15 protein-coding genes and 2 tRNA genes are annotated in these 21,490 nt (G+C 43.3%); 7 read left to right on the top strand and 10 right to left on the bottom strand.

What is annotated here, in order from left to right; all coding sequences use genetic code 11:
- Positions 1-9: 9 nt before the first annotated feature.
- The 5 genes from B9A91_RS20440 to B9A91_RS20415 form a co-directional block, all read right to left on the bottom strand.
- The gene (locus B9A91_RS20440) at positions 10-3,495 is read right to left on the bottom strand and encodes a SusC/RagA family TonB-linked outer membrane protein (protein ID WP_159451748.1); all 3,486 of its coding nucleotides are present in this window, start codon (positions 3,493-3,495) and stop codon (positions 10-12) included.
- A 119-nt stretch (positions 3,496-3,614) separates the two neighbouring features.
- Positions 3,615-4,763, bottom strand: coding sequence for a FecR family protein (locus B9A91_RS20435; RefSeq protein WP_084240896.1), 1,149 nt, complete (start codon positions 4,761-4,763; stop codon positions 3,615-3,617).
- A 65-nt stretch (positions 4,764-4,828) separates the two neighbouring features.
- On the bottom strand, positions 4,829-5,407 hold the full coding sequence (locus B9A91_RS20430; RefSeq protein WP_084240895.1) for an RNA polymerase sigma factor: 579 nt from the start codon (positions 5,405-5,407) through the stop codon (positions 4,829-4,831).
- 410 nt (positions 5,408-5,817) lie between these two features.
- Positions 5,818-5,889, bottom strand: a tRNA-Arg gene (locus B9A91_RS20420).
- A 44-nt stretch (positions 5,890-5,933) separates the two neighbouring features.
- On the bottom strand, positions 5,934-6,449 hold the full coding sequence (locus B9A91_RS20415) for a DUF2911 domain-containing protein (RefSeq protein WP_084240893.1): 516 nt from the start codon (positions 6,447-6,449) through the stop codon (positions 5,934-5,936).
- 88 nt (positions 6,450-6,537) lie between these two features.
- Between B9A91_RS20415 and B9A91_RS20410 the strand changes: the two genes are divergently transcribed.
- Genes B9A91_RS20410 through B9A91_RS20395 form a run of 4 tightly spaced genes read left to right on the top strand, consistent with a single transcriptional unit; the run spans position 6,538 to position 11,128 of the window.
- Entirely contained in the window at positions 6,538-7,509 is a 972-nt protein-coding gene (locus B9A91_RS20410) for a PAS domain S-box protein (protein ID WP_084240892.1), read from the top strand.
- Positions 7,510-7,511: 2 nt separating this feature from the next.
- A complete protein-coding gene (locus B9A91_RS20405; RefSeq protein ID WP_084240891.1) occupies positions 7,512-8,249 on the top strand; it encodes a glycoside hydrolase domain-containing protein in 738 nt (245 codons plus the stop codon).
- Positions 8,250-8,297: 48 nt separating this feature from the next.
- Complete coding sequence (locus tag B9A91_RS20400) at positions 8,298-10,601, top strand: patatin-like phospholipase family protein (RefSeq protein WP_235012626.1); 2,304 nt, start codon at positions 8,298-8,300, stop codon at positions 10,599-10,601.
- Entirely contained in the window at positions 10,598-11,128 is a 531-nt protein-coding gene (locus tag B9A91_RS20395; protein WP_084240890.1) for a hypothetical protein, read from the top strand. The genes B9A91_RS20400 and B9A91_RS20395 overlap by 4 nt, the downstream gene beginning before the upstream one ends.
- On the opposite strand, the gene tamL is transcribed toward B9A91_RS20395, so the two are convergent.
- A complete protein-coding gene (gene tamL / locus B9A91_RS20390) occupies positions 11,125-13,521 on the bottom strand; it encodes a translocation and assembly module lipoprotein TamL (protein ID WP_235012625.1) in 2,397 nt (798 codons plus the stop codon). The genes B9A91_RS20395 and tamL overlap by 4 nt on opposite strands.
- Between tamL and B9A91_RS20385 the strand changes: the two genes are divergently transcribed.
- The 3 genes from B9A91_RS20385 to B9A91_RS20375 all read left to right on the top strand — a co-directional run bounded on the left by B9A91_RS20385 (position 13,506) and on the right by B9A91_RS20375 (position 14,582).
- Positions 13,506-14,249 carry a TrmH family RNA methyltransferase gene (locus tag B9A91_RS20385; RefSeq protein ID WP_084240888.1) on the top strand — a complete coding sequence of 248 codons (744 nt, stop codon included), beginning with the start codon at positions 13,506-13,508 and terminating at the stop codon, positions 14,247-14,249. The genes tamL and B9A91_RS20385 overlap by 16 nt on opposite strands.
- 54 nt (positions 14,250-14,303) lie before the next feature.
- A tRNA-Cys gene (locus B9A91_RS20380) sits at positions 14,304-14,377 on the top strand.
- Between the two features lie 28 nt (positions 14,378-14,405).
- Positions 14,406-14,582, top strand: a complete 177-nt coding sequence (locus tag B9A91_RS20375) for a spore protein (protein ID WP_084240887.1) — start codon at positions 14,406-14,408, stop codon at positions 14,580-14,582.
- Between the two features lie 70 nt (positions 14,583-14,652).
- Here the strand turns inward: B9A91_RS20375 and B9A91_RS20370 are convergent, their stop codons facing one another.
- From B9A91_RS20370 to B9A91_RS20355, 4 genes are read right to left on the bottom strand one after another with little or no spacing between them, the layout of a single operon-like run.
- Positions 14,653-15,810: a thioredoxin family protein gene (locus tag B9A91_RS20370; protein ID WP_084240886.1), complete on the bottom strand. Its 1,158-nt coding sequence runs from the start codon at positions 15,808-15,810 to the stop codon at positions 14,653-14,655.
- Positions 15,811-15,822: 12 nt separating this feature from the next.
- The gene (locus tag B9A91_RS20365) at positions 15,823-16,587 is read right to left on the bottom strand and encodes a DUF4465 domain-containing protein (protein ID WP_084240885.1); all 765 of its coding nucleotides are present in this window, start codon (positions 16,585-16,587) and stop codon (positions 15,823-15,825) included.
- A gap of 3 nt (positions 16,588-16,590) precedes the next feature.
- A complete protein-coding gene (locus B9A91_RS20360; protein ID WP_084240884.1) occupies positions 16,591-18,021 on the bottom strand; it encodes a RagB/SusD family nutrient uptake outer membrane protein in 1,431 nt (476 codons plus the stop codon).
- Positions 18,022-18,034: 13 nt separating this feature from the next.
- Positions 18,035-21,442 (bottom strand): SusC/RagA family TonB-linked outer membrane protein, encoded by a 3,408-nt coding sequence (locus B9A91_RS20355; RefSeq protein WP_084240883.1) that lies wholly within the window; start codon positions 21,440-21,442, stop codon positions 18,035-18,037.
- Positions 21,443-21,490: the final 48 nt, after the last annotated feature.

Below are 21,490 nucleotides of genomic sequence, written 5' to 3'. Positions count from 1 at the left end.
ATCATATCTTTAAAAAGTGACATCTACACCCAGCATATATACCGGGGTTACAGGTAATGTTCTATAAAATTCCGATGGCTGCGCAAAATAAGCTTCAGGATCAAGGCCTTTCGAGTTTCTGAACCAGCTGAACGGGTTTTGTACCTGTAAAGTCAGCCTGGCAGAAGAGACCTTTGCATTTTTTAGCAGTGTGGAAGCAAAATCATACCTCAGGGAGATATCGCGGACTTTAACATAATCGGCCTTAAAAGTGTTCATGTCGTTCATTCTCCAGACCGACTGATAATAGAAGGTAGAGGAACTGCCCAGGTCAGGTGCAGGCATGATATCCGGTATATTTTCATCGCCTGGGTTTCTCCAGAAATTGGCTGCCCGCCTGTCCATATTCCGGCTAAAATTGCTGTTCTGAATAATTTGTGGCGCAGCATCTCGGATGACATGGCCACCATTTGCAATAATCATCACATTCAGGCTAAGCTGTTTATAGTTGAAACTATTGGTAAACCCAATGGTATAGGTAGGCAGCATGGTACCACTGAAGACCAACCCGTTTACGTCGGTCATGGCTTCTATATACCCCGCCTGCTGATTGTAGTTTTCAACGACGTTCCCGTCTTTATCGTAAACCCTAACGGTTCCATTGGTTGGGTTTAACCCTGCATACCGGAAATTGAATACACTCTTCATCGGGTAGCCAACCTTTTCCATACCGGTTCCGTTGGTATAATTATATACCGATTCGTCGTCTGTACTGATTTCAGTCATCTTATTGCTATTGTGGCTAAAAGACAGCCTGCTTTGCCAGGTAAAACTAGCCGAGCGGATATTGTCCGTATTCAGGGCTAGTTCGTATCCCCGATTATGCAAACTTCCGTAGTTAATCAGTGCTGTCTGATAGGCATTGGTAGGATCGGTTCTGCGCTCACCAAGCAAATCCGTCGTTTTGCGGTTGTAAATGTCTATTGACCCTGATATCCGGTTCTTAAGAAAGCCAAAGTCGAGCCCGATATTGGCCACCGCGGTTTTTTCCCAGCGAAGCGACTTATTCGGCGGACTTACGATTTGTGTAGCCGGAGCCCCGGTATCGGAATTGAAACCTGCGCTGGCCTGCAGAAATGGCCCAACACTTTTAGCTACGTTACCACTTAAACCGTAGGTAGCGCGAAGGTTCAATACATCTGTCCAGAGAACATTTTTCATGAAGCTTTCATTAGAAATCTTCCAGCTTCCACCGAGCGACCAGAGCGGCAGGTACCTGTACTTTGGATCTGTACCAAACAGGTTGGAGTTGTCTACCCGGATACTTCCGGTTATGTTGTATTTGTTGTTATAGGTATGTCCGGCATTGGCATATAACGACACGTACCTGTCTTCCGGGGCCCTAAAAAAGTTGTATTCGCTGTAATTATATCTAAATGTGCTTTGTAGAGACTCTGTTCCGGTTAAGTTTCCTGCTAAGGCCTGTTCATTAATCGGCTTAAAAATAAGGTTGTTATCACTGTAACCCATCCGATGTACATTTGTTGAAGTGGAAGCTACTGCCCTTTGTTCAGCTCCGGCCAAAGCCGTAAAACGGTGACGCGAACTGAACTGCTTGTCGTAATTCAATTGTGTACGCAGGGTATATGACCTGGATTCGCCCCTCGATTCATAAAGCTGCCCGCCATCAGGTATATTTTTGATGATCTCACCGTTCTGGATCTGTGTAGCATCATTGATCATCCTTGCCACCCTGTAGTAGTCTTTACTCTGGTAGGTTTTGTTGTAAAAACTTCCCCGTTCAGTCTGGTATTTTACATCCAGGTTTAACCCTTCCATAAACTTGATATTGAAACCACCCTGCAACCTGATGTAGTTATTCTTTGAACTGTTTTCACCATTGTTCAGCTGATCAACCGGATTAAAGGTTTCATCGAGCAGGCCCAGCCCCTTAAGCCTGTTCATTTCAAACTGGGATTTCCCATCGCTCCAGGGCACGGTATTGCCATTTTCGTCTCTCAGTATTTCGTATGGCATATAGTAAGTATAATCCATGCCGCCCAGCAGCTTAGACTTCGAGGCAGCCAGATTTGCGGTAATACCTGCATCAAGTGTAAGCCATTTGAATACCTTTGCATGATCTCTGATGTTCAGGTTCAGATTATCGTTGCTACTCCCTTTATTATACCCTTTGTTACCAATATAATAAAGGCCTGTACTGAACTGGTTCATTTCATTGCCACCAGTGGCCGAAAAACTATGCTGCTGTTTAAACATCCGCTGAAGCATCTGCTCCTTCACCTGCGCCGGACCATCCAGGCTTTTCAGGCGGTCCAGCGTTGCATTCAGCTGGGCCGTAGTGATATCTCCCTGCTCAAACTGGTAAAGCGCCTCAATGGCTTTAGGCTGTGCTGCCCGATTAACACCATCATCAAAACTCGGGTGCTTCATATTAAACAATTCCTGCTGAAGACCAACCACCTCGCCAGAGTTCATCAGGTTAAGGTAAGAGAAATCAGGCAGCGGGGTAACAAATAACGTACTGTTGTAATTTACCCGCAATTGTTTTGCGACACCCAGGCGTGTAGTAATTGAGATTACCCCGTTTGCAGCCCTGGTGCCATATATGGAAGCTGCAGCAGCATCTTTCAAAACAGTCACATTGATCACATCGGCAGGGTTAATGTAGTTCAGGTCTCCCTCATATGGAAAGCCATCCACTACATAAAGCGGTTGCTGGTTTCCATACAAGGTCGATAACCCCCGTATGGTTACTGATCCGTTTTGCATATAAAGTCCTGGTACAGTGCCTTCCAACCTGTCTAGGATACTGGTTTCCATTCGGGTATTTAACTTTTTCTCTGTCACAATCCCATACGAACCGGTAGAGCGCTCCAAGGGTAAAGTCTGGTAACCGGTGCTGATCGTTACCTCGTCCAGCTGCCCCATTGAAGGCTCCAGCTTCAGGGGGAAAAACCTGCTGTCTGCCTTAACTTCAACCGGCTTGTAACCAATAGATGAAATCAATAAAATTGCATCCTTATCCAGTCCGGAAATCTCAAAAACACCTTTGTTATTTGTAAGAACGATGTGGTTAGTTCCCTTAACCTTTATGGTTACACCTGGTAAAGGGTTGTTATTTTCATCTAATATCAGCCCCCGTATATTGGATACTTTAAACAGGTCGGTAATTGTGCTGAGTGTTGAATTTAATACCCCCTTTTCTTTCTGTCTGATCACAATTGTCTTGCCATCAATAGTGTAAGTAAAGGGCTGGTCGGCAAGCAGTGTATTCAATGCGGCCCTTAGCCCGGTGCCGTTAAAATTAACATTTACAGGCTTTGCTTTTATGACCTTATCTGGCTGCCATAACACATTGTACCCGGTTTGGACCATTATTTCCTTAAATACTTCATCCAAGGCTATATTGCTTTTGCGCAGCGTTACCTGTTGTCCGTAGCTGCTGGCACTTACCTGCAGCAAAGTGCATAGGAGTATAAGGAAAGTTAATTTCATAATAAATAGAATTTCTTTTATATGACCGGGCAGGCCATATAAAATTCTTTTGTAAATTTTATACATTAGTTGGTGTGGTTGGTTTAGTTGATAATCTATTGGTGTTGTAGTAGTAGAATTTATTTCGTGATCAAGATCCTCCTTCCTTCGACTTTAAAGTTTACAGCGCCGGTCTGGCTAAGCTTATTCAGCAACTCACCCACATTCCGGAACCTGGAAATCCTTCCGCTGAACACTTCTCTTTTTACGTTCTGGTCCAGGTATACCGTTTCAACATCATACCATCGCTCTACTTTTTTCATGATGTCTTCAAGCTTGTCTTTATCAAAAATAAAGAGCTCTTTTTTCCAGTCAATAACAGCGCCGGTATCGACTTTGCTTATCGTAATCCTGTTGTTTACAAGGACTGACTGCTCTCCGGGTTTAAGGACCACAGGGTTTACATCCTGCTGAGTTGCATCTGCTACACCTGTTACGCGAACCCTGCCTTCCAGCAAAGTGGTTCTAACCTGGGGTTCTCCGGCATACGCGCTAATGTTAAAATGCGTCCCCAACACCATGACCTCCTGCTGCCTGCTCTGTACACTGAAAGGGACATGTTTTTTGGCAACCTCAAAATATGCTTCGCCTTCCAGAACAACTTTGCGCCCGGTCTTGTTAAATTGTGAGGGAAAGGAAATCTTTGAGTCGGCATTAAGCCAGACTTTGCTACCATCGGGCAGGGTGAACTGGTAAGTACCTCCACGAGGTGTTGATGCAGTGACCATCTGAACCCCGCTATTGTCGTCCGAAGCCGTCCCAACTGTTGTACCATCATTGTACCTGAGCTTCTCCCTATCAAAAATGACCCCGGTTTTCGCCTCACTAAGGCTAACGGTCTTTCCGTTGGAAAACATCAGCATTGCAGCGTTTTTGCCTGGGTCGATATGATTTGCGTCAGCTAAATTGTTTTGCCTATTGTTGATCCGGCCCGGATCTGTGAAAAAATAGATACCTAAAACAATGCCGCAAATTGCAGCCGCAGCTATTGCTATACGCGGCCAGAGTTTTGTTGTCCCGGGCGTGCTAATTTCTGCTCTGCTAAAAATTGCCTGTTTTATCCTGTTCTCCATTCCCTCCTCCGTCTCATCGGTAAACAGTTCGTGATGCCTATCGTCAAAAGAGTTATACCAATGATCAAATTCTAACCGCTCTTTATCAGTGATTTTCCCTGCCAGCCATTTTTTGGCCAATATTAATAAAGTATGATTTGGTTTATCTGCCGGCATATGTGATCTCCTTTTAATACATAACCGTTTCAGAAATGGAAATCCCTTAGTTGGCCGATTTTTTTTTAAAAACAAAGAAACAATATCAGTTCAAGCAGACCGCCGATCTTGCCTCTAAGCTGTTTCTTAGCTTTGGCCAGATGCGCTTCTACAGTCTTCTCCGAAATGTTCAGTTCTTCTGCAATCTGTTTTTGAGAATAGCCCTGTTCGTGTTTGAGTCTGAACACCAACTGGCATTTTTCGGGAAGTGCGCTAATAGTCAGCTGGATTTTTTGCCTCAGCTCTTCAAGATCAGCTGATCGCAACATGCTTTCATCAGCCTCGGTGTAAGTAAAAGAAAGTTCATTTTCATATTTGCTTACATTCGCCCATTTCCGCATCACATCAAGAATTTCGAATTTCAGGGCAATTGCAAAGTAATTTTGAAATCCGGTTGTTAACCTAAAGCTTTCTCTTTTGCGCCAGAGGTTTAAAAATAAATCCTGAACAATTCCCTCAGCTTCTTCCTGATCGCCCAAGCGCTTATGCGCAACAACAAAGATCTTACGCCAATACCTGTTATAAATTTCTGTAAAAGCGGCATGATCGCCCTGCTGTAACAAACTGCTAAGTTCCTGATCAGTATATTCGGTGTAGGCAACCATGGCATAAGTGAGTTAAAAAGGGCTACAGAATACCTATATAACCCTTTTATTAATTTTTCCTGAAAACTTTAACACAGGGCTATACCAGTACTGAAAAAGTGTTCCTCGATGAACCAAAGTTAAAAAGTTTTATGATGATATGAAGAAAACAGCACTAATTAGTGAGTTGGTTTCTGAAGAACCCCTTAGTAGAGATTTCTCGGGACATCGGTTTTACATAAACATAGCATACCAGCCCATAATCTTTCCCGGATGGCAGAATGCTGGCTGCCACGGGAGCGGGAAAATAGGCAATTTTACACCCATGAAAACCTTTATGCCACCGTTGTGCTGTTTCTTGCTCTTCTTCGCTTCTGTTGAATATAAGCAAATAAAAAAGCGGCTTTAAAGCCGCTTTTTTATTTGCTTAGTGTTCCCGAAGGGATTCGAACCCCCATCTTTAGAACCGGAATCTAAAATTCTATCCATTGAACTACGGAAACAGGAGCGCAAATATATGGATTCATTTGATTAAATCCACATCATTTTATTTTACTGTAAAAGGAACCAGTACATCGCCCCAGATCAGCGCTACTTTCCCTGATTTATCAACAGTAAAAGTCATTTTTTCTGTAAAGGACGCAGACTTACCAGGCTTCACCACTACCTTCAAAGCATCTTCAGCTTCGTTGTAGTCGGTACCGGATTTCTGCCATTTTTTATTAAAAATAAGCGTCCATTCTTTTTCTCCCGGAATAGAATGCAATGCGTATTTACCGGCAGCAAGAGCTTTGCCGTTTATTTTCACACCCTTACTAACCTCAAAAGTAGTGGCTTCGTTAGCCCCTGTGCGCCAAACTTTGCCATAAGGTGCAATCTCTTTTCCAATTGTTCTTCCTTTTACCGAAGGCTGGCTGTAATCAATGGTAACTGCCGTTCCCGAACTCAGTGTTTCTTTTACAACGGCTGGCGGACTTGGTCTTTTACTCTTATCCTGCTGGGCCGAGGCTCCAAAGGTTGTAAACAATAATGCAACCCAGGTTAATGCAATTAATTTCTTCATATCTGTTATTTTTTAATACCTAAGATAGGTATATTTGAATAAATTGAATACTATTACGGCAAATTGATGCTCATATGATTTAAAGATTATGTTTGATCAAAATGTATTCCTCGTTAAAGGGACCGACTCATCCCCTGCTGATCGCATCTGTGCTCAGCTTTTAAAAATTGGATACAACCAGGATCAGCTTTTTAGCATCATTGCATCTGACTACAAAAAAAAAGATACACCCAGATTTGAGGTCATCCTTCTGGTCCATAAAGACATGGAATGCCCGCCCGGCATTATCCAGAAACTCAACGCAGACTATCCTGACATACCTTTAATACTAGTTGCCGATATGGCCTCCGGAAATGAAGTACTGCCTGCCGGGATAGACGATTGGCTGCTGCAATCCTGGCTGGAACCTCCCCTGCTAAAAAAGACCTTGCTGCTGGCCATGGAAAGAAAGACGAACAGCTACAATTATGCACGCATTTTCAGGGAAAACCCAAGCCCTATGTACATTTACCAGAAAGCTACTTTTAGCTTCCTGGAAGTGAACATTGCCGCATTACGCCAATATGGATACAGCAAAACCGATTTCTTGCAAATGAATGCGAAAGACATCAGGCCTTCAGGCGAACTTGATGCCTTTCTTAAAATTAATGAAGAACTGCCTGCAACCTATGCAGATGCAGGCATCTGGCAGCACACCCGGAAAACTGGTGAAGTTTTCTATGTGCATGTATTTACACACGACATCCTGTTTGCAGGCAAAAACTGTAAGCTGGTAATGGCCATAGATATTGACAACGAAGTTAAAGCAGAAAATGCCATCAAGAAAAAGGCGCTGGAAATAGAAATGCAGAATAAAAAACTTAAGGAGATTGCCTGGGTGCAGGCACACCAGATTCGTGGCCCTGTATCCAACTTAATCGGATTGGTAGATCTTTTTAACACTGATCAGCCAGATGATCCTGACAACCTGGAACTTCTGGCCAGGATAAAACATACCGCCATACAAATGGATGAGTCTATAAAGGAAATTGTTTACCTTACCCAAAAAATTGAATCTTAAAAATGAAACAGATCATTGCCCTTTTTATGGTTTTGCTACTGGGTAAAACTGCAGCTGCACAAAAACTTACAATTAACGATAAAACCATTTCCATTCCCGGAAAGCAGGTAGTCCTGAATTCTGATGGTTTTCCGGCCATGATCCAGACTTCGCTGAAGCTGATTACTGAACCTATCCACTTCCATTTGCCTGTAAGCTCAAATCATAAAGACCTTAAGCTGAGAAGCGAGGTCCTGAAATTTTCTGACCAGAAACCCGGGGAGATAAAATGGTCTGTAAAAAATGTTTCCGATAGCCTGACCATGCAGGTAAATGCAAGCTTAACTGCGAAAGGCCTGCTCTCTTATGCAGTTGAAGTTACTGCCATTAATGATATCGATCTGGACAACATCCGATTGCACCTGCCCATTACCCCTGAAGCTGCCGGTTCTATCAAAGGACTGGGCTTAACAGAACAAAAACGCCCGGATGTGGTGGATTGGAAATGGACTTCTGCCCATAAAGGAGAGGATAAAGTCTGGCTTGGTGATATGGCAGGCGGGTTGCAATACCAGCTGAGCAGTAATGAAAGTAATACCCTGCCTTCATCATGGTCAAACTCAGGTAAAGGTGGTATTCATATAGAACAAAAGGGTAAAGCCATACTGGCCGACAATTATAGCGGTGAGCATCACCTAAAAAAGGGGGATAAACTATCCTACAATTTTACCGTGCTCATTACCGGTGCTGATGGAGAATAAATTTTGAACTAATTTCCCTATTTTTAGGGTGTGATCATTTGTAAGCAATTGTTTATCATCATCCTTGCTGTTCTGGCATTTCCGGGTTATGGCCAGAAGGTTGGACTGGTATTGAGTGGCGGAGGCGCCAAAGGCATTGCACACATTGGCACATTAAAGGCGCTCGAAGAAAACAACATCCCGATAGATTACATTACCGGCACTTCTATGGGTGGCATTGTTGGTGCCTTGTATGCTGCAGGCTATTCGCCCACACAAATCGAGAAACTGGCATTAAGCGCGGAGTTTCAGGATTGGGTAAGCGGAAGGTTTAAAAGTGACTACTCCTTTTTCTTCCAGAAAAAGCCACTGAACCCTTCAATCATTACAGCGAAGCTTTCGCTCGATACCAGTTTGCGTATGAGTTTCAGATCAAACCTTGTGAACGACATCCCCTTGAATTTCGCTTTACTCGAGCTTTTTTCACAGGCATCTGCTGCATCCAAAGACAATTTTGACAACCTGTTTGTACCCTACCGGTGTATGGTGTCCGATGTCTTGTCGCAAACCAGCATTACCGTAAAAAAAGGCAGCCTTGCGGAAGCGGTAAGGGCTACCATGACCGTCCCCCTGGTGTACCGGCCCATAAAACTGGACGAAAAATATGTTTTTGATGGTGGGCTATACAATAACTTCCCGGCCGATGTGATGAAAAAGGAGTTTAACCCCGACCTGATGATCGGTGCCAATGTATCCTCAAAAACCTACAACGAATATCCTAAGAACCGTGATGAGCGGCTGATGAACCGGTTAATGGTATTTATGTTCCTCTCAAAATCCGACTCTACCCTGATCGGTGAAAACGGTGTATACATCCAGCCCGACCTGAAAGACTATAGCGTAACCAATTTTAACCCTGTGGAAGCGCTGATCAAACAAGGCTACGACGCCACTATGGCCACTATGGAGCAAATCAAAAAGAAAGTCAAAAGGCGCGTTAACATCCACGAGCTCATGACCAGGCGAAAAGACTTTAACAGTAAAAAACCTGATCTTCTGTTCAGCAGTGTAATAGTTACCGGGGTAAACAACCAGCAGAAAAAGTACATAGAACGTCTTTTTAAAAGCGATAAACCCACATTTAACCTGAACGACATTAAACAGGGCTATTATAAATTGGTTGCCGATGAAACTTTTGAAACCATTTACCCTAAAATAACTTATAACCCGGTAGCAGACAGTTACAACTTCGACATACTGGCCCAGCCCCGCAAAAGCCTCAAAATTGATTTCGGAGGTAATATCTCTACCCGTCCCATCAGCAATGTTTTCCTGGGCGTACAGTACAATTATCTTAACAAGAAGGCTTATACTTTTGGTGTGAACCTTTATTCAGGACGTTTTTACGAATCCCTGCAAATGAATGGCCGCATAGATTATCCTTCTGGTTTGCCCCTTTTCCTGGCTGCCGACGTAACCTATAACCACTTTAACTATTACAATACCAGCTCCATTTTTATTGAAAACCCGCATCCGACTTATATAGAGCAGTCTGACCAAAAAATAGAGCTTAAAATGGGTATGCCCCTAAACAGGAATGCAAAGATCACCCTGAGCAGTGCCTTTATCAATAACAACGACAGGTATAGCCCGAACAATACCTTTGCCATCGGTGACGTACTTGAAAAAACAATCCTCACCGGATCCTTATCTGCGCTTTCTTTTGAACAATATACCTTTAACCGCAAGCAATATGCCAGCAGGGGCCGTAACTTCCTGCTCAGCTTCGGGTATTTTGCGGGCAGGGAAAGTTATACCCCGGGTAATATCAATGGATCAGGAAGTATGCTTGCTTCGAAAGTAAGTGTAAGCAGACAGTTCAGGCAATGGATAAAGATCAAAGCCAGCGACGAAAATTATTTCTTCCACCTGGGCAGGTATACCCTGGGGTATCAAGCCGAAGCCGTATTTTCGAACATACCGCTGTTTTCAAATTATTATTCGAGCCTGCTTGCGGCACCCGCATTTTATCCTTTGCAAGACAGCCGATCTGTATTTCTGGAAAATTTCAGAGCCACATCTTACCTTGCAGGGGGCATTAAAAATATTTACAACGTCAAAAGAAACCTGGACCTAAGGCTAGAAGGCTATGTATTTCTTCCTTACCGGGAATTTGAAAAAATAAACTTCCAGGAAGTGGCCCATAAAAAAGCTTTTACCCAATGGCATTATGCAGGTACAGCTGGATTGGTATACCATACCCCTTTAGGCCCGATAGGCCTGAGTTATAATTTATACGACAACCCGATAAAAAGAAACGGTGTTTTGCTACATTTGGGGTACTTAATTTACAATAAACGATCAACAGAATGAGACAACTTGGTTTAATGCTCCTGTTTTTGGCCATCAGCGCTATGGCCTTTGCGCAGAAATCAGACATCAATAATTTTATCGTCAAAGAAAACCTTTTAAAAAACAGTAAGCTGGCCATTATTGCAGCCGACTCATCAGGCAACCCCATAGAAAACATTAACGGATTGTACACTTTTACGGTTAGCGGTTTTACACAGCCCTTAACGTTTCACAGTGGCGTAGCGGTATTACCGCTTCAACTGGAGCGTTCTGCATTTGTTTACATCAAACACCAGAATGATAAAGGCACACATAGCAAGTTGCTGTACGTGTATAAAAATGAGCGAGGCCTGGATCCTTATGCCATTAACAGCATGTGGCTGATCCTTTTTCCGGCGCTGATCATTTTCCTGGCTTTTGCCTTCAGAAAGTTTATTATAGTTGCTGTTATCATTATGATCGTTTTCATATATTTCAACCACAGCAATGGCTTAAACCTCTCTACATTTTTTGAAACGATATTTGATGGCTTAAAAAGCCTGTTCTAGAAAGGCATACCTATCCCAAAATTGTATTGTACAAAGCGATACCTGTCGGGCGTATTGGCGGCATCGTAGGCACTTCTGAAGGCTTTTCCTCCACCCAGGAACTTACTGATCACCCATTGGTCTGATCCGGTAAACTGTGGGTCTTTCAGCTTCAGGCCTATGTCAAACCTGAATACAAAGTACTGTACATCGTATCTGAAGCCTGTACCTGCACCCAGTGCCATTTGGCTGCCCAGTTTTTTAAAGTCAAATCTGGTTTCTGATGCACCGCTTGAGACGTTCCAGATATTCCCTGCATCCAGAAATACAGCTCCCTTTAGCTTAGCACCAAAAAATTTATTCAACAGTTTATACCGGTATTCAAAATTGGTTTCAATATGTAGTTCGCCGGTCTGATCAAAACCAAAAAGCGCCTTCCTGACTTCCTCTGAAACCAGGCTTTCCCCTCTATTATAGTTTCCAGGACCAAGTGTCCTTGCCTGCCAGGCCCGCACCCCACTCGATCCTCCGGCGTAAAACATCTTTTCGAATGGAATACCTGTTTCTTTGGAATTTCCATAGGCATAACCAATCCCTGTATTTATTCTGGCTACAAATTGCTTGTCTCCGCCAAGCGATTTATACCAACGCACATCAAACTCAGGCCGTACATATTGGTTAAACTGTACCCCAAATATAGTTCTGAAACCAGCAGTATCTACCCTGGTTTTAAACAATCTTGAAAGGCCCTGCATTAAATTACCGGCAAGATCTATGTCACCCCTGAAATATATAAAACTTGAATTTGTAAGCAGTTTTTCGGCATTCAATGAAAAGGTATATTTAACGCCAAAAGTTACATTTTTTCTATCTAGCAAAAGCAGGTTTACGATATTATTGTTATTTGCAAATGCTCCATTTGAACTCAGAGAATCCAGCAGTACATTACCAAACCTATACTCAAAATTCAGCGGTGTTACTGTATGAATCTTTGATTTTGATTCCCTGAATTCATACGCCACAGAAGTAAGGATTACCTTACGCGTAAAAGCGTTTTTCTGCAAACCATAAACGTAGCTTGATGAAAATATCGTACGTGGCATCCCCCCCCTTCTGCTTGGCCTGGCACTGATAAAAGGCAGCATCAAACGTGGAACGGTTAAATTTGCACTAACAGAAAAATCGCGCTGGTAAATGTCCTTAAAAATAGAGGTTCCCTGTCCAAGTCTGGATTGCAATCCGCCTTTAATCTGGAATTCAAATTTTTCGGTTCCCCTGAAAAGATTATTGTTGGTATAGGTATTACTTAAGGTAAAACCTACCGTACCTGCATTAAAAGGAATTTCCCCTTCTATCCTGTTGCTCATGATCTTTTGAGGAATCAGCTGAATCACAGGGTTTACCACAAGAGCGCTATCTTTCGGCCGGTTATATTCTATTTTAACATTTTTAAATACACTCAGCTCATACATGCGGTCATAGGTCAGACTTTCGTTCCTGATGTCATACCGCTCACCCTCCTGTAAAAAATTATACCGGGAAATCGGGTTCCTCCTGAACTTTTTAGACAGGTCTGTATACCTCACACCTTTGTAGATCCTTTTATTGAGTTCCATAGAATCCGGGAAACCATCTGCATTTGGCGCAATCAAAATATTGGTTTCGCCGATGTCGTACTGCGCATGCCGGGGTTTGTCTACAGGGTTGTCAATAATCAGCTTCACGTTAGCCTTGCTGTTGTTCAGGTTAGAATCTACCGTAAACTTGATATAAGGCCTCGAAAAATCAAAGTAACCATTCTGCTTCATCACCTGATAGATCTGGTCCCTTTCGTAAGCCAATGAATCATCATCATAACGTTTGCCTTCTTTCAGATGGCTAAACGCATCTTTGTTGCCCAAGTACAATTCTTTAATTTTCTGGTCAGGGATATCATACTCTACTTTATTTACCGAAAAAGGTGTTCCCGGGTTCGCCTTAAAAGAAACCTCAGCCCGCTTGTCCTTCACGGCAATACCAGATTTAACCTTTGCATTAAAATACCCCTTGCTCATCAGGTACTTCTCTATCTGATTGCGCGAAATTTCTACAAGCGCACTGTCTAAAATTGGCGGCGGGGTGCCCAGGGGTTTAATATTGCTGGTTTTATACTTCCCATCTTTGGTATTGAACATATTATAGATCAATACGTTGATACCGATTTTTGAGGAAGGCCTGATGTCTTTCTGTATATAATTCAGCGCTTCCTCTTCAAATTCCTTCGGGACACTGTCTATCTCTACCTTTTTTACGATCGACTGGTAATCGGCAATGTACTTTGTTGATGAACATGCTGTAACAAAAACAATAATAAATAGTAATATTGCAGGAAACAGAACATTCTTTTTATAATCGTGGTATGCTTTCAAAATCACAGATAAGTTTTATAAAATCGTTACATCAAAAAAAGTACCGCAAAGAAAACGGAATATTTATTATTGAAGGTATAAAATCTATCGTAGAATTTATACAATCCAACTACCAGGTACACAGTATTTACTACCTGGAACAATACCGGTCCTTACTTCCAGCTTTACCGGCAAATATAAAGTTATTTGAAGTAAACAACGCTGAACTGGATAAGATTAGTACACTGCAAGCCCCTCAGGGCATACTGGCCCTGGTTAATATTCCTGAAAGCCCTGTACTGGACACAAAGACGCTGAAAAATGTATTTTCACTGGTACTCGACGGTGTGCAGGACCCCGGCAATATGGGTACCATTATCCGCACAGCCGACTGGTTTGGCTTTAAACAGATCATCTGTTCAGACAATTGTGTAGAAGTTTACAACCCGAAGACCGTACAGGCCACTATGGGCTCTTTAAGCCGCATAAATATTTATTATGAAGATTTGCCAGCTTTTTTAAAACACATTGAACTCCCTGTTTTTGGTGCTGTACTAAATGGGACCAGTGTCTATGAGACAAAATGGGGCAAAGAAGGCCTGGTGATTTTGGGCAACGAAGGGCAGGGAATTACACCGGAAGTGATGAAATCAATCAGCCATCCTGTAACCATTCCACGTGTTGGGCACGCTGAGTCTCTGAATGTTGCCATCTCGGCCGCAATATTATGTGCTGACATCGCCAGAAATTTTTAGAAATTAATTGCATAGTAACTTATTATTGCTATTTTTGCAGCCTGAATTTTAACAGGTCGAGTGGCCGAGTGGCTAGGCAGAGGTCTGCAAAACCTTGTACAGCGGTTCGAATCCGCTCTCGACCTCCAGATTTATTAATAAATAAAAAAGATTGACATGGCAGTTACCAGATTAAAAAGAAAAGACAGAAGAAATAAAACTTTCGCAAAATTAGATGTGAAATTCCTGAAGCGCGCCACAAACGTTGAGTTGGGAAGCAGATCTAAACAATCTACTAAAGATCAATTGGCTAAAAACAATGCTGTTTTAGCTCAATTATCTGCAAAAGGATAATCTTCTTTTTAAGAAACAAAAAAGCACCTTTATTAAATAAAGGTGCTTTTTTTATGCTTCATGAGCTGACCTAATTCATATCGGTCCAGTTCAGCTTTTCCTTGTCAAAGTTCTTCTCCTTTTCCAGCAAGCTGGCCCTTGAAGCAGCGTAGCGTTTTTTCTCAGCATCGGTACCCGCCGTATTCAGCAGTTCCTCACTCCATCTGATCGGATATTTCATTGCTTTTAAATCATCACAATACATCATGTACTGTGTAAGCATCATGTCCTTAAAGCTGGCACCAGACTTTCCTTTCAGCACATTAAAGGAATAAATATTGTCAACTTCCTGCCCAAGCTTATTCCAGTCTTTGTATTTATACTGTGCCGGTACAAAATAGCATAGCCATTCACTTGCCCTTGGGTAATCTGTTTTCCTCAGGTAATCGAGCAACACCCTGAACTTAGGGTCATCAATAGGCGGCTTATGTCCGTACAGGTAAAAGATCGATTTTTCTGAATACAGCTTGTTGATCTTACTGTCCACTTTGTCCTTACCAAACAATTTATAGAACTCTTCCCGGTTGTCGAACATATACATCATCTCCCGGCTTGCAATATCCTGGTCATACTTGTAAAACACACTCCATACTCCCGGTTCTTTAATCCGCTCTACAGGTCCCTGCAGGTATTCCTTTACCACCTTGTTCATGGTTTCGGTTTCGCTGGCATTGAATAGCGTTTCCAGGTACTTTAATACAAACCCGGCATCACGCGTTCCTTTGTTGTAGCTTGCCGTAAGGGCTACAAAGTTATTGTTTACATCAAGCCCCTGCTTAAACCGCTGCATCAACTGATTGCCTTCCATTTTTCCCGCCATCCGGTGCATCAAAACACCGTTCTGATCCAGAATCAGCAATACAGGTTCACCAACTACACTGTAGAGTTTTCTTAGCCTGTCTTTCTCTGCCCCAACATTATAATCTACACTCACAAAACGTTCGTTGATAAAATCAGCCACACTATCCAGTGTAAGCACTTCCTTTTTGATGTACATACAAGGCTTGCAGGTAATCGATCCAAAGTCAAGAAAGATCAGTTTTTTCTTTTCCTTAGCCATTTTTAACACCTCAGTAAATGGCAGGTTCTCTTTCAGGTCTACTTTCCTGTTCTGGGCTTTCAAATGCTGAAATCCCCCGGCAATCAGCACCAGTAAAGCACTGCTTAACAAAAGTAATTTACGTAACATATGGTTTTTATTTTAATTTACATTCTCTTTAAACCTGATGCCATCCAGGCAGAAATAATTTGGCGTGTTCATTACCCCGGCGGTTTTGTCCGTTGATTCCAGGTTGAAAACAATTTTATCGACTTTACCCAGGGTGGCCAGTGAAACCGGCATCCAGTCGGTAATGGTTATTGTCCTTTTCAAGGCATCTGAACTGCGGTCGGCCAGCAGAAAATCTACCACCCCGGTCTGGCTCCCATTTAAAAAGCCCTTAATGCTTACTTTCAGGTTGTCCTTTCTTGCAGCGGTCATCACCACAGTACCAGGCGAAAAGGTATTGCCCACCGTTGCATTTCCAGTACCGTACATAATGGTCTGGTAAACCTGCGTAGTATTGGCCAGCAGTATTTTATCAATTTCTATAGGCCTAGATAGCGAAATAAAGGCTTTATCTCCTTTTGCGCGTACCACAAGAAAATTACCGCTTGCATTGGGCTGCGGTGTATACACGCTAAACCTTGTAGAATCTGCCTCGGCTGCGGTTTTAACAAAGCCCCTGTAATTTCTATTGGAAATGGCAAAGCCACTCCAATCTGAGCCGTCCTGTTCCACATTAAAGGTTGCTATAGAACTGCTAAAACTTTCCGTCGGGATTTTATGCCCGAAACGGTTCACCTTCAAATCTTCAAACAACAGATCTGTAGGAAGAAAGATGGTTTCATCGCTCAGTTTGGTATCCTTCTTACAGGATGTACCCACAAGAAGTACCAGGATCATTATACCAAATAGTGTCTTCATGATTTAATAGTTTAGATTTTCATAGCCCGGATTCTGATCAATTAACTTGTTGAACTTCATTTCAGAAGTAGGGATGGGCCAGATAAATTTGTTCTGGTCCAGTACAGTGGCAGCACCCCTGAAATCCTGCAGCATATAGGTACCAGCGGCATTTTTCAAGCGCAAGGACGACATCCAGTCGGCCTCATTCTCCAGGTTCAGCTCATTAAGTATTTCACTGAAAAGAACTTTTTCAAAGTCAGTTTTATTGCCTACAGATAAACTACCCAGCTCAGAGCGGTTCCTGACGTAATTGATCGGGTCCATGGCCTGTGCAAAGCTTGCACCTGTTTTTTGCAGCAGTTCGGCCTTCATCAGGTATAGCTCGGTAAGTCTCAGATAATAAACCGTATACTTATCATTATCGCCGCCAACCTGTCTGCCCAGCCGGCACAGCTTTTTAGGGGCCCATTTGGTGGTGGTATTGCCAGCTATGGGCGACTTCACATTGCCCCAGCCCTCTACGTGTCGGGGATCGGCACCAATAATGGCGTTTCCTTGTGTAGTGAGCGTAATGGTTGCATAGTTATAACCATACGTAAAATTATAGGCGGTAACCACATCGTCTGTTTTTTCCCTGTAGCGGCAAAACAACAGTTCCTTTGAGTCCCAGCTGTTCTGGTACAGCTGGCTCAGCGAGGGCTCTAAAATTACCCCCAGGCCAGTACTCTCGGTGATGACCTCATTGACCAGAATTAGCGCATCAGCATAATCATTACCCCAGCCCCGGTTTAACAAGAGTTTTGCTTTTAAAGCCTTGGCCAGCTGCCTGGAAAACCTCTTGTTGTTGTAAAAATTTGGGGCATTGGCAATCGCGTAATCCAGGTCCACTATAATTCTGGCGTAGCTGTCTTTTACATCTAAGCGAGGCTGGTAAACATTTTCAAGGGTTGATAGCTTATCGCGGTATACGATTCCATATTTGGAATCCGGCTGATCAAACCATCGGGCAAAATACCATAGGGTATACAAATGGGCAAAAGCCCTTAAGCCATGTGCTTCTCCAATCAATTCTGCCTTAATTTGGGCTGATTTAAACTTATCGTCGGTCAGTGGCTGTATCCCTTCAATAGCGGCATTGGCATTATTGATGGCCACATAAAAGGCTTTCCATAAGGCTTCATTGTCGCCCGTTGCCGTCATATTGAAGGTGTAGGCACTGTTGTTGTAATTGATGATACCCAGCATCGAACTAAAGCCGCCGGTAAAACGTGCAGTCCAGTCGTTCGTGCTGATCCCTGCATAGGCACCATTCAGCAGGCTTTTAGCAGAAGCCTCATCTGTAACTGCTACTTCGGGTGTCAGCAGGAATTCGGGATCCTGGGTAATGAACTTTTCACAGCTGCTCAGAGAAAGCATTAAAACACCCAGGTATAAATATAATTTCGTTTTCATTTCCTTATCATTTTTATCGTAAAGAATACCTGATGCTCAGGTTGAATGTCCGGATAGACGGATAGGTACCAAAATCGGTCCCTGTACCGGTAGCCCCACCCGAGAGTTTAAAATTACCTTCGGGGTCAATGCCGTTGTAATTGGTGAAGGTAAGCAGGTTAGATGCCGACACTGCCAGGTCCAGTCCGCCTTTAATCTTACTTTGGATCCATTTGTCCGGGAACCTGTAACTGATCCTCACCTGTGAAAGCCTCAGGTAATCGGCTTTCGACAGCCAGAAATCAGAAAAGTTATTGGAAGAACCTTCCCCATACGCCATTCTTGGCCATGGTGAAAGCCTGTTGGTGGTAGACCAGCTATCGAGCACATATTCGGGGTAGTTGCGCATAAATAAACCTACACCATACCAATTGGCAGAGTTGGTATACCAGTACCTTAAGGCTCCGGTGCTGTAGGTAAAATTCATGTTCAGGCTTAACCCACCCTTTCTGAAGTTTGCCGCAAAACCACCAAAATATTTGGGCTGAAAAGTCCCCAAAGGTACTTTATCGTCGTTGTTCACAATTCCATCGCCATTCGTATCATCGAACTTCAGATCGCCGGGCCTGATGTTGCTCTGCCCGTTCTGGTACCAGACCTTCGCCCCTGTAGTTGGGTTCTGACTGGACAGCAGGTTGTATTCTTCCATCGACTGGTAATACCTTCCGCTCCATTTATATCCGTACCACTGCCCCATTGGCTGCCCCTCCTGCATCCTTATCGCCAGCGCATTTCCGCCATACAGGTCTATAAATTTATCGACACCGTTTATTTGTGTTACCGTAGAGGTATTATGAGCAATGTTAAAATTAAAAGTCAGGCTCATATCCCGCTTCCTGAACACATTGTAGTCAATAAAAAACTCAATTCCTTTATTCCTGATGGTGGCTATATTTTGTTTCACGCTGATAAAGGCGCTGCTGGATGGGATGTTCTTATTGTAAATGATGTCCCGGGTTTCTTTATCATATACACCAAATGAACCGGAGATTTTGTTTTTAAAGAACCCATAGTCCAGGGCCGCTTCTTTGGTGAGCGTTTGCTCCCATCTCAGGTTGGCATTCCCCAACTGGTTTGGTGCAAAGCCGGGCTGTTCTTCAAACTGCGCGCCGGCGTAGGTGGTCCTCCAGTCATTATTTCCCAGTACCTGTGAACCCGAGATGCCATAAGAGCCCCTCAGTTTTAACAGGTTAAAAACATCGGTATTGATGTGCTGCATAAAGTTTTCCCGGGTGATGATCCAGGCCAATGCACCGGAAGGAAACAAGCCCCATCTCCTGTCCGGACCAAACCTGGACGAGCCGTCTGCACGGAAAGTAAAAGTGGCCAGATAACGGTCCTTAAACTTGTAATTGGCCCTGGTAAATGCCGAGACCAGGGCAGTTGAGGTACTGGAAGACATAGGTTTCAAAGGGGTAGTCCCGCTGCTCAGGTTGGTCATGATGTCCTGATCAGGAAAATTCTGTACACCAACTGAAAACGCCTTAAAAGTGCCCCTTTCCATGGAAAATCCTGCCAGAAAATCTAGGTCATGCACCTGGTTAAATAATTTGGCAAACCGGGCCGTATTTTCAAATACCCAGTTATTAGATTCATTCTGGGAAATATTGGCCTGTCCTTTATGGGTTGAATAGGCTGTACCTTCCCTGGTAAACCTGTCGGTCACCGTTTGATTGTAATTGATGGATATGGCCGATCTGAGTGTCCAGGCTTTTGCCGGCGTAAACTGAAGAAAAGCAGATCCGTTTACACCTTTTCGTACAGAAAGGTCGCGGTTTTTTAAGGTTGTAAGCGGGTTCTCTTCATTGTATCCCGGATCAAAGATCTTTCCATCTGCAGTATACATTGGAAAATCGGGTCTGAAATCCCAGATCTTGGCGATCATGCCGTCCTTATTGTCTATGTTTGAATTTGAACCATTGAGCATCAAACCCATAGTAAAATCATCAGACACTTTGGAATCCAGGTTGACCCTACCGGAAAAGCCTCTTCTGCGGCTACCCTTGATGATACCTTCCTGTTGCGGCACGCCTACCGAAACATAATAGCTGGAAGCATCTGAGCCTCCCCTGAGCGAAACATCCAGCTTACGTTCAATTGCATTCTGGGTCAGTTCTTTCCACCAGTTGGTTTGCCCGTCAAAAAAAGCAGTAGATAAAAAGGGTGCCGAATAATAATCTACTTCCGTGCCCGCAACGATCTTACTTTCGTCCAGCAAGGTTAAAATGCCACCAGTACCTTTAGAACCTGTGGTTGCGTAATAGTTTCGTGTAGCATCGGTTATTACCTGTTTAAATTCTTCACTGGTCAACGTCCTGAAGCCGTCCCGCTGTTTCTGGATTCCATGGTTATAGGCAACATCTATCTGTGGCTTTTTAAATTTCTTCCCTGATTTGGTAGTGATGATGATTACACCATTAGCCGCCCTGGAACCATAAATTGCGGTAGCAGAAGCGTCTTTCAGGATATCTACAGATTCAATGTCATTGATGTTATAATCGTACAGCACCTGCCCTATATCACTGCCGTTTACATTGTATTGTGGTACCCCATCCACTACCCATAGGGGCTGGCTGTTACCGGTAAGCGAGGTAGTTCCCCTGATCATCACAGAAACCCCTGCCCCCGGGGCGCCATTTGCCACCATTACGTTCACTCCGGCGGCCTTACCTTGTATCATGGAAGCAATATCTGCATGTGGCGGGGCACCTTCCAGTTCTGCCTCGGTAACCCGGGTTACCGATCCGGTTAAATCTATGGCCTTACGCCTGCCGTAGCCTACATTAATTTCTACCTGCTGCAGGTCGGCGCTTGCATTTTTTAAGGTTACATCCCCCATATTTACTGCTACAGGCAGTTCCATGCTTTCATAACCAATATAGCTGATCAGCAATTTGCCCGTAAGAGGTACATTTACCAAACGGAATGCACCTGTACGATCAGTTGTGGTCTTAGATTTGCTGTTCAGGTGCAAAACAGTGGCACCCGCCAGGGGCACTTTATTTTCGTCGAGCACCCGGCCCTGAATGGAATTTTGCTGATAGGCAGGTCCGGGCTTAATTACCACAATATTCTTATTGATGGTATAGGTCAATAAATTAACGGTTAAGGTTTTTTTTAAAACATCATCAATTGTAGCGTTGCTAACTGCAATATCAAAACGTTTGGAATTGTCGAGCACACCTTCTGCATAAAAGAAATCATAATTGTATTTATGATGAAGCTCTTTAAACAATTCACTAAGGTTAATGCCCCTTTTGTTCATAGTAATACCCTGGCTATGTGCGTTTGCGGTGTTAAAAGCGATGGCCAGTGCGGTAATCATCAGAAAAACGATTACATTACGAACAGTAGTGCGGATAAAACACTTATAGAAAGTCATTTAGTATTTTAATTAGGTTTGTAATGGTTTAGTTGGTTTTCACGGGTA

The organism is Pedobacter africanus (assembly GCF_900176535.1).
Classification (GTDB): Bacteria; Bacteroidota; Bacteroidia; order Sphingobacteriales; family Sphingobacteriaceae; genus Pedobacter; species Pedobacter africanus.
The sequence above is the reverse complement of the archived record's forward strand: the minus strand, read 5'-3'. Positions and strand labels throughout refer to the sequence as shown.

Excerpts from the sequence above, each read along its gene's own strand:
- B9A91_RS20440 (WP_159451748.1), bottom strand. The coding sequence starts at position 3,495 with ATGAAATTAACTTTCCTTATACTCCTATGCACTTTGCTGCAGGTAAGT.
- B9A91_RS20435 (WP_084240896.1), bottom strand. The coding sequence starts at position 4,763 with ATGCCGGCAGATAAACCAAATCATACTTTATTAATATTGGCCAAAAAA.
- B9A91_RS20430 (WP_084240895.1), bottom strand. The coding sequence starts at position 5,407 with ATGGTTGCCTACACCGAATATACTGATCAGGAACTTAGCAGTTTGTTA.
- B9A91_RS20415 (WP_084240893.1), bottom strand. The coding sequence starts at position 6,449 with ATGAAGAAATTAATTGCATTAACCTGGGTTGCATTATTGTTTACAACC.
- B9A91_RS20410 (WP_084240892.1), top strand. The coding sequence starts at position 6,538 with ATGTTTGATCAAAATGTATTCCTCGTTAAAGGGACCGACTCATCCCCT.
- B9A91_RS20405 (WP_084240891.1), top strand. The coding sequence starts at position 7,512 with ATGAAACAGATCATTGCCCTTTTTATGGTTTTGCTACTGGGTAAAACT.
- B9A91_RS20395 (WP_084240890.1), top strand. The coding sequence starts at position 10,598 with ATGAGACAACTTGGTTTAATGCTCCTGTTTTTGGCCATCAGCGCTATG.
- B9A91_RS20385 (WP_084240888.1), top strand. The coding sequence starts at position 13,506 with ATGCTTTCAAAATCACAGATAAGTTTTATAAAATCGTTACATCAAAAA.
- B9A91_RS20375 (WP_084240887.1), top strand. The coding sequence starts at position 14,406 with ATGGCAGTTACCAGATTAAAAAGAAAAGACAGAAGAAATAAAACTTTC.
- B9A91_RS20370 (WP_084240886.1), bottom strand. The coding sequence starts at position 15,810 with ATGTTACGTAAATTACTTTTGTTAAGCAGTGCTTTACTGGTGCTGATT.
- B9A91_RS20365 (WP_084240885.1), bottom strand. The coding sequence starts at position 16,587 with ATGAAGACACTATTTGGTATAATGATCCTGGTACTTCTTGTGGGTACA.
- B9A91_RS20360 (WP_084240884.1), bottom strand. The coding sequence starts at position 18,021 with ATGAAAACGAAATTATATTTATACCTGGGTGTTTTAATGCTTTCTCTG.
- B9A91_RS20355 (WP_084240883.1), bottom strand. The coding sequence starts at position 21,442 with ATGACTTTCTATAAGTGTTTTATCCGCACTACTGTTCGTAATGTAATC.